Here is an 8,314-nt window from a genome sequence, read left to right as displayed (position 1 = left end):
GAGAAAAGTGCATTTTTTATGACATCTCTGAATATACGTTTGTTTTTAATGACTTGTGGTATTTTAAATGCGCCAACACCCCCCGTTGTCGCAATTTTCTTAGGCAGAATAGAAACAGAACATACCAGATTTGGGGTTATCCACAGAGTCTCCTACTAGAGCCTTCAAGATTCACGAAGACTCACGTACCAACATCGCTCTGAATCGCTGCTATTCACACTTTCTTAAGGCATTGAGATGAAGCTGAGATGGTGATTCATTCTGATTCACCTCCTCACCACACAAAGACCCGGCAGTTTTCGCTGCCGGGTCCGTGGGCAATGTCGCAATGTCGGGTCGTTTATCCCGACGCTGGCTGTCGCTTCCGTTCCAGAGACACATACCGCGCCCCGACAAGTGCCAGCACCAAAATCAAATAGACCAGCGGCTCAATCTGGAAGCCCTTTGCCAACCAGAGATAATGCAACGCGCCCAGAACCGCGGCCGGATAGGTCAGCTTGTGCAGCTTGCGCCAGGACGCGGCCCCCATTTTGCGCAGGGACAGGTTGTTTGATGTCATCGCGAGCGGAATCAACATCACGAATGACGCCATTCCGACGGTGACATAGGGGCGCTTCACGACTTCTTCCCAGACGCGGCTAAGACTTTGCACATCAAGAACCGCGAAAACCAGAAAATGCGCCAGCACAAAGAAGAATGCACTGACACCGATCGCGCGCCGGAACTTGAGCAGGTTCAGACCGGTCCATTTGCGCAATGGTGTAACGGTTAATCCCGCCACCATCAGGATCAGGGCGATTTCACCGTAAGCCCGTTCAAGCACATTGATCGGCTCGACCAGATAGGGGCCAAGCTGGTTCAGGGCGCGCCAGAACTCCCAGCAGGCGTAAAGCGCGCTGGCGATATATATTGTACCTGCGGGCAACCGGCGCAAAACGCTGTTGATGGGTTGGGCCACTGTCACGTTAGATATCCACGCTCAGATCCTGGCCTGCATAAAGCGGGGCGACTTCGGGATAACCGTTGAACATGAGCGTGTCCTGACGTGTGGAAAAGAGACCGCCGCCAATGCGCCGCTCGGTTGCCTGGCTCCAGCGCGGGTGGTCCACATTCGGGTTCACATTACTATAGAAGCCGTATTCGCGTGCGTTGGCCTTGTTCCAGCTGGTCGGGGGTTCACGATCGGTCAGCGTAATCCGCACAATGGATTTGATCGACTTGAACCCGTACTTCCACGGCACGACCAAACGGATCGGCGCGCCGGACTGGTGATAGAGCGGCTCATCATAAATCCCTGTCGCCATGATGGTCAGCGGGTGCATTGCCTCATCAAGACGCAGGCCCTCGACATATGGGAAATCCAGAACGCGGCGCTGGACGCCGATCATGTTCTCTGGCTGCACGACCGTTTCAAAAGCCACATATTTTGCGCGCGACTGAACCCCGACCCTATCGAGGATATCTGCGAGCTCGATCCCGTTCCACGGCACGACCATCGACCATGCCTCGACACAACGGAAGCGATAGAGCCGGTCTTCAACCGATAGACCCGCCAGCAGGTCATCGAGCGCATAGTCACCGGGGTTATCGACCATGCCGTCCACTTTGATCGACCAGGGCGATGTCACCATCTTATGTGCGTTTTGGGCCGGATCATTCTTGCCGGTGCCGAATTCGTAAAAGTTGTTGTAGCTTGTGATCTCTTCCAGCGTGTTGGGCTCGAGGTCGCCCTGTGCGGCGGCGCGGCCCGCAAGGCCAATCGCGCCAAGGCCGATCGTGCCCGCCAGAATCTGGCGCCGGTTCAGATAAGCCGACTTTGGTGTGACGTCAGCCTTTGTCAAAGTATTGGTCCAGCGATATGCCATCTTGGATCTCCGATCTTTTCAGTTCCTGACAGTATATAGGGGATAACGTTTGAAAGATGTCTCACGTTGCCGCCAGATCATTGAAATGTTCCAAAAATATACGGGATCAATCACAAAGTTTCACGCACCTGTGACTGGAAACAGCAAATCATCGCGGCTTAGGTGAAATGCTGTTTTCGTCAAGCGGCGTCGGCAAAATTCCCCCATGATCCAAGGCGATCTGCCTTCGTAAAAAGCACAATGCCACCGACAAGGCATGCTTTGAAACTAGGAGAAAACAAATGCTACGCAGAACTTTTATCGCACTGACAACGACAGCTGCCCTGACATCGACATCCGCCTTTGCAGCAGGCCACTCGAAAGACATCGTCGACACAGCGATTGATGCAGGCAGCTTTACAACTTTGGTTGCAGCTGTTGAAGCGGCTGGTCTGGTTGAGACACTGAAGGGTGAAGGCCCGTTCACTGTTTTTGCACCAACAGACGAAGCTTTTGCTGCACTGCCAGAAGGTACAGTTGAGGGTCTGCTTGCCGATCCGGAAGCACTGGCTGCGATCCTGACATACCACGTTGTCCCAGGCAAAGTGATGTCCACAGACCTGAGCAACAACATGATGGCGACAACCGTAAACGGTGCTGACGTCACAATCATGACAGAAGGTGGCGTGATGGTTGATGGCGCAAACGTCGTTACAGCTGACATCGAAGCATCGAACGGCGTGATCCACGTGATCGACGCGGTTATCCTGCCGTCCATGTAAACGATTGACCACAAGGTCTACCATAGCCCCGGCACATCGCCGGGGCTCTTTCGTTATCGTGCGACGTATCGGTCGCGCCGGTGATTGATGGCAATAATCAGATTGAGCACCACAGCGCCCACGAGCGAATAGAACACCAACAACGGATCAAAGAGAAAGAACGCCAGCCCGAAGATCAGGGCGTCAAAGATGAGCTGCACATATCCGGCGCGAAACCCTGTGGTATCCTGGATCAGCAGAGCAACAACGCCCAATCCACCCAGCGATCCGTTGTGCCGGAAGAGCACCAGGAGGGCGACCCCAAGCAAAGCGCCAAATGTCAGCGCACCCACTAGCGGGTCAATATATGAGAATACCATTCCAAGCGGGATGATCTCGCTCAGGACTGACAAAAGCGTCACAGAGATCAGCGACTTAATGGTGAATATGGCGCCCAGACGTTTCCACGCCAGCACATAAAACGGCAGGTTTACCGCAAAGAAGACCACACCGAATGAATACCCGCTGAGGTAAGAAATAATCACCGCAATTCCGGCTGTCTGTCCGGTAATCAGCCCAACTGTGGTCAATATGTTCAGACCAACCGCGGCAAGAAAGATGCCAAGCGACATGCCCTGGACGTCATCAAGAAGCGAATGTGTAGATTCTGGCGGATGTGTTGTCATGACACCTTTATAGGGCAGCTTTGCTGACCCACAAGTGCCCGGGTGCCAACGGGCCCGCGATGAAAAGGGCGCCCGAAGGCGCCCCGATCACTTGCTCAATGCACGACTGCATCATTCGGCCGTGGTCGGTTGGTTCCCGCCACACGATCACCCAATACGAGCCCGTCAACTCCAGCGCTGATTTTGATCGTATCGCCGTCCATAACATCACCGGCCAGAATCATCTCGGCCAGCTGGTCCTGCAGCGCTCGCTGGATGACCCTCTTCAGGGGGCGCGCGCCGAACACAGGATCATAACCTTCTTCAGCCAGCCACTTGAGTGCGGCCTCATCCAGATCAAGATGGATGTTGCGCCCTGCCAGCCGCCGCTCGAGCAAACCAAGCTGGATTGTCACGATACCTGCCATGTCACTGCGCGCCAGACGGTCAAAGATGACAATCTCGTCCAGCCGGTTCAGGAACTCTGGCCGGAAGTGCCCGCGCACCGCATCCATCACATCGCGCTTGGCATCGCTGGTATCGGCACCATCTGGCAGTTGGCTCAGCGCCTGCGCTCCCAGATTGGATGTCAGAATGATCAGCGTCTGCTTGAAGTCCACCGTCCGGCCCTGACCATCGGTCAACACACCATCGTCCAGCACCTGCAACAGCACGTTGAACACATCGGGGTGCGCCTTTTCGACCTCGTCGAACAGGACCACCTGATATGGGCGGCGGCGGACGGCCTCGGTCAGCACGCCACCCTCGTCATAACCGACATAACCCGGAGGCGCGCCGATCAGACGCGACACAGCGTGTTTCTCCATAAATTCAGACATATCAATGCGCACCATCGCGCTATCGTCATCAAAAAGATACTCGGCCACGGCCTTGGTCAGCTCGGTTTTACCAACACCCGTTGGCCCGAGGAACAGGAACGATCCAAGCGGACGGTTCTCGTCATTCAGACCGGCACGTGCGCGGCGCACAGCATTTGCCACCGAACGGACCGCGGTCTTTTGACCGATCACGCGCTTGCCCAGCTCTTCTTCCATGCGCAAGAGCTTATCGCGTTCGCCTTCCAGCATCTTCGAGGTCGGAATACCCGTCCAGCGCTCGACGACTTCAGCGATCTGCTCGGGGCGCACGGCCTCTTCAACCATCAGGTCATCACCTGTCTCAACTTCTGCGACAAGGCGCTCCAGTTCAGGGATCACACCATAGGACAGCTCACCGGCACGGGCGAGGTTGCCTTCGCGTTTGGCGATGTCCAACTCGGCACGCGCACGGTCCAGTTTTTCCTTCACGCCACGCTGGTTTTCCAGCTTGTCACGCTCGGCCTGCCATTTCGCAGTCATTTCTGATCCACGGTCCTGCAGGTCCGCCAATTCCTTTTGCAGCTTTTCCAACCGATCAAGCGATGCTTTGTCGTCTTCTTTCTTCAAAGCCTCGGATTCGATCTGTAACTGCAGAATCTGGCGATCCAGCGCATCCAGCTCTTCTGGCTTGCTGTCCACTTCCATCCGCAGACGGCTGGCGGCCTCATCCATCAGGTCGATGGCCTTGTCCGGCAGAAAACGATCCGTGATATAGCGGTGCGATAGCGTTGCCGCCGCAACCAAGGCGCTATCGGAAATACGCACACCGTGGTGCAGCTCGTACTTCTCTTTGATCCCGCGCAAGATACTGACCGTGTCCGACACAGTCGGCTCTTCCACCATCAAAGGCTGGAAACGCCGCGCGAGGGCTGCGTCTTTTTCCACATACTTGCGGTATTCGTTCAGCGTCGTGGCACCCACGCAGTGCAGTTCGCCGCGTGCCAAAGCCGGTTTGATCAGGTTTGCCGCATCCATCGAACCCTCGGACGCACCTGCACCGACAAGCGTGTGCATCTCGTCGATGAACAAGATGATTTCGCCCGCCGCTGCCTCGATCTCTTTCAAGACAGCCTTCAGGCGCTCTTCGAACTCACCACGATATTTGGCACCCGCAATCAGCGCGCCCATATCCAGCGCCATCAGACGTTTGTTGCGCAGGCTTTCAGGCACGTCGCCGCTGATGATCCGCAGGGCCAGCCCCTCGGCGATGGCCGTTTTACCGACGCCGGGTTCGCCAATCAGCACAGGGTTATTCTTGGTCCGGCGTGACAAAACCTGCATCGCGCGGCGAATCTCTTCGTCACGGCCAATGATCGGGTCGATCTTGCCTTGCTCGGCGGCCTCGGTCAGGTCGCGCGCATATTTCTTGAGCGCATCAAAGCTGTCTTCAGCTGTGGCGCTATCGGCGGTCCGGCCTTTGCGGATATCGTTGATCGCCGCGTTCAGCTTCATGGCGGAAACGCCACCGACATCCAGCGCATCCTTGGCCTTGGATTTGACGACAGCGAGTGCCGTCAGCAATCGCTCAACCGGGACAAAGCTGTCTCCGGCTTTCTTGGCGATCTTCTCAGCCTCATCCACGACTTTGGCAGTGGTATTGTCCAAATAAACCTGCCCCGTATCTCCGGAAACCTTTGGGATTTTGGCAAGGGCTGCCTCGACAGCGCCGACAACAGCGGGCGCATCGCCACCTGCACGAGAAATCAGGTTGGTGGCCAACCCTTCTTCATCATCAAGCAAAGCTTTGAGCAGGTGCTCGGGGGCGAGTTTCTGGTGGTCCTCGCGCATAGCGATCGTCTGGGCGGCTTGAATGAAGCCGCGCGACCGCTCGGTGAACTTTTCTAAGTTCATGGGTCTCTCCTTTGTTAAGCGCCCGGGTTTATGGATGCCCGCTTGGCGGCACACCCCTGATTGGGCCTCGCTATATAGATGGGCATCGGAAGGTTCGCTCGCAAGGTTGTGAACAGGATTTTTGACAACGGGGAGATCGCAACAATTATTCCCCGCGCTTTCTATCCCCAACTTGCCCAGACTTGATCTGCAGAGAGGGACTTGTGCAATTACACAACGCGCTTTCTGCAAACCCCCACCTTGGTCGGCGTCGGTGATGGCGGCCAGGGGCAATGGCGCGGCCACGGGAGAGGCTGCGCCATTGCATTTGCACCGCCCGCCCGCAATCGCTAGACCCGTGGCAAATCAGCCAAGGAGTTTGCACATGTCCGATGACCGTTTGATCGTAGCAATGGACGTGCCGAACGTCCTTGAAGGGCTGGAACTGGCCAACACGCTGGGCGACAGCGTGAGCTTCTACAAAATCGGGCTCGGGATGCTGACGGGTGGCGGCTTGGCGCTTGCCAATGAGCTTAAGCAGGAACATGGCAAACGCATTTTCCTTGATATGAAATTCTTCGACATCGGCGCCACGGTCGAGGCTGCGGTGCGTGGTGTAGCCCAATTCGATCTGGATTTCCTGACCGTGCATGGCGACCCCCATGTCGTACGTGCAGCGCGTGAAGGGGCTGGCGGGTCCAACATGAAGATCTTGGCCGTAACCATTCTGACGTCACTCGATCGCGCCGATCTGGATGCATCCTGCATCAAGGCAGGCGATGTGGCCGATCTGGTACAGGAACGCGCCGGCATCGCGCTCTCGAACGGGGCTGACGGTGTCATCGCATCGCCACAAGAGGCGGCACTGATCCGCGCCCTGCCCGAAGCGGAAGGCAAACTGATCGTCACCCCCGGCGTGCGGCCCGCAGGTGCAGCACTTGGGGATCAAAAACGGGTCATGACACCAGCGCAGGCCATCGCAAACGGCGCGGACCATGTGGTTGTGGGCCGCCCGATCTGGCAGGCCGCGAACCCAAAAGCCGCAGCACAAAGCATTCTGGCGGAGCTGGCATCACCGCAAGCAAAAACCCCCAACCACTAGGGCCGGGGGTTTCCAAGTCTGAAAATCTGGAACGACAGATCAATCGTTGACGTCGGTTTCCCAGATTTTAACCTGTCCGGTCTTGAGGGCGAAGTATTTCCGCATCACCAGATAGGAAATCAGCGACAGGACCGAAAAGATCACCAGCGTGAGCGCAAAGCCTGACGCAGAGATCCCGAAGAGGATCAGCAGCCCCATCATGGCCGCGCCTATGGCGAACCCCAGAAATATATAGCCCGGGATCAACACTTCGAGTGTTGCAAGGATCAAAGCCCCCGACATCCACACCCACCATTCTGTCCAAAGCGGCATTATCCACGTCCTTTCAGCATCTGAAATGCGTTGGCAAAGGCATCAAGCGCATTAGCAGGCAGAATAACAGTCTGGCTGCCGGTGCCGTCACCCAGCTTTTGCAAGGCTTCAACCTGCTTGAGGGCAACCTGATACTGCGCCGCCTCCAAACCATTTTCCGCAATCGCCACGGCAACAACCTGCGTCGCGTAGGCTTCGGCATCAGCCAGAATACGGCGCGCCTTGGCTTCCTGCTCGGCGGCATAAAGTTCCGCATCCGATTGTAGCTCAACCGCCCGCTTTTTACCCTCGGCTTCGGTCACCTGCGCACGACGCGCACGTTCCGCGTTCAGCTGTTGCAGCATCGCTTCACGGGTTGCCTGATCCAGATTTACATCGAGAATCTCGGCGCGGGTCACTTCGATGCCCCAGTCATCAACCTGCTGGGCCACTTGGGTGCGGACCGCTTCAATCAGGCTCGAACGGTTCGCCTGTACCTGATCCAGTTCCATGCGGCCGATTTCCGACCGCACGATGCCCGCAACAGTGGTCGAGATCGCACCATCAACATCACGGATCCGGTAGACGGTCTTTTCAGGCTCGATGATGCGGTAAAATACCGATGTTTCGACCTGTACCAGCACGTTGTCCGATGTGATCGCATCCTGATTCATTGACGGCAATTGACGCTCGAGGATGGAGACCTTGTGCCGGACACGATCCAGAAACGGCACAATAAAGTTGATCCCGGGCCCTAGGACCGCGCGCAAACGCCCCAACCGTTCGACGACGAATTTCTCCGACTGCGGCACGATGCGGACACCCGCCATGATGCAGACGATGATAAACACCGCCAGAAGTAGCCAAAGCACATTTTGGCCCAGAAACTCGGAAAAAAGGTCTTCAATAGGCATGTATCTATCCCTCATAATTATGAAGGATA

At 56.4% G+C, this 8,314-nt stretch carries 8 protein-coding genes; 2 read left to right on the top strand and 6 right to left on the bottom strand.

Annotated features, from left to right (window positions below; all coding sequences use genetic code 11):
• Positions 1 to 340: 340 nt before the first annotated feature.
• Both msrQ and msrP read right to left on the bottom strand, forming a co-directional pair.
• Complete coding sequence (gene msrQ, locus SJY29_RS17135; RefSeq protein WP_400085320.1) at positions 341 to 964, bottom strand: protein-methionine-sulfoxide reductase heme-binding subunit MsrQ; 624 nt, start codon at positions 962 to 964, stop codon at positions 341 to 343.
• Position 965: 1 nt separating this feature from the next.
• A complete protein-coding gene (msrP, locus tag SJY29_RS17130) occupies positions 966 to 1,865 on the bottom strand; it encodes a protein-methionine-sulfoxide reductase catalytic subunit MsrP (protein WP_400085317.1) in 900 nt (299 codons plus the stop codon).
• A 281-nt stretch (positions 1,866 to 2,146) separates the two neighbouring features.
• On the opposite strand from msrP, the gene SJY29_RS17125 reads away from it, so the two are divergent.
• Positions 2,147 to 2,626, top strand: coding sequence for a fasciclin domain-containing protein (locus SJY29_RS17125; RefSeq protein ID WP_110280602.1), 480 nt, complete (start codon positions 2,147 to 2,149; stop codon positions 2,624 to 2,626).
• A gap of 53 nt (positions 2,627 to 2,679) precedes the next feature.
• Here SJY29_RS17125 and SJY29_RS17120 read toward each other — a convergent pair whose 3' ends face one another.
• Positions 2,680 to 3,291 carry a YitT family protein gene (locus SJY29_RS17120; RefSeq protein ID WP_400085314.1) on the bottom strand — a complete coding sequence of 204 codons (612 nt, stop codon included), beginning with the start codon at positions 3,289 to 3,291 and terminating at the stop codon, positions 2,680 to 2,682.
• Positions 3,292 to 3,386: 95 nt separating this feature from the next.
• Entirely contained in the window at positions 3,387 to 5,999 is a 2,613-nt protein-coding gene (gene clpB / locus SJY29_RS17115; protein WP_400085311.1) for an ATP-dependent chaperone ClpB, read from the bottom strand.
• 364 nt (positions 6,000 to 6,363) lie between these two features.
• Between clpB and pyrF the strand changes: the two genes are divergently transcribed.
• Positions 6,364 to 7,080 carry an orotidine-5'-phosphate decarboxylase gene (gene pyrF / locus SJY29_RS17110; protein WP_400085308.1) on the top strand — a complete coding sequence of 239 codons (717 nt, stop codon included), beginning with the start codon at positions 6,364 to 6,366 and terminating at the stop codon, positions 7,078 to 7,080.
• Between the two features lie 39 nt (positions 7,081 to 7,119).
• Here pyrF and SJY29_RS17105 read toward each other — a convergent pair whose 3' ends face one another.
• Together SJY29_RS17105 and SJY29_RS17100 are read right to left on the bottom strand one after the other, a co-directional pair.
• Positions 7,120 to 7,392 (bottom strand): NfeD family protein, encoded by a 273-nt coding sequence (locus SJY29_RS17105; RefSeq protein WP_055296985.1) that lies wholly within the window; start codon positions 7,390 to 7,392, stop codon positions 7,120 to 7,122.
• The gene (locus SJY29_RS17100) at positions 7,392 to 8,285 is read right to left on the bottom strand and encodes an SPFH domain-containing protein (protein ID WP_110280606.1); all 894 of its coding nucleotides are present in this window, start codon (positions 8,283 to 8,285) and stop codon (positions 7,392 to 7,394) included. Before SJY29_RS17100 ends, SJY29_RS17105 begins: the two co-directional genes overlap by 1 nt.
• Between the last annotated feature and the right edge of the window lie 29 nt (positions 8,286 to 8,314).

Origin of the sequence: Yoonia sp. R78084 (assembly GCF_044595625.1) — a bacterium.
In the GTDB taxonomy this organism is placed as follows: domain Bacteria; phylum Pseudomonadota; class Alphaproteobacteria; order Rhodobacterales; family Rhodobacteraceae; genus Yoonia.
The sequence above is the reverse complement of the archived record's forward strand: the minus strand, read 5'-3'. Positions and strand labels throughout refer to the sequence as shown.

Bases quoted from the DNA above. Each gene is read 5' to 3' on its own strand.
- msrP (WP_400085317.1), bottom strand. From the start codon at position 1,865: ATGGCATATCGCTGGACCAATACTTTGACAAAGGCTGACGTCACACCA.
- SJY29_RS17125 (WP_110280602.1), top strand. From the start codon at position 2,147: ATGCTACGCAGAACTTTTATCGCACTGACAACGACAGCTGCCCTGACA.
- SJY29_RS17120 (WP_400085314.1), bottom strand. From the start codon at position 3,291: ATGACAACACATCCGCCAGAATCTACACATTCGCTTCTTGATGACGTC.
- clpB (WP_400085311.1), bottom strand. From the start codon at position 5,999: ATGAACTTAGAAAAGTTCACCGAGCGGTCGCGCGGCTTCATTCAAGCC.
- pyrF (WP_400085308.1), top strand. From the start codon at position 6,364: ATGTCCGATGACCGTTTGATCGTAGCAATGGACGTGCCGAACGTCCTT.
- SJY29_RS17105 (WP_055296985.1), bottom strand. From the start codon at position 7,392: ATGCCGCTTTGGACAGAATGGTGGGTGTGGATGTCGGGGGCTTTGATC.
- SJY29_RS17100 (WP_110280606.1), bottom strand. From the start codon at position 8,285: ATGCCTATTGAAGACCTTTTTTCCGAGTTTCTGGGCCAAAATGTGCTT.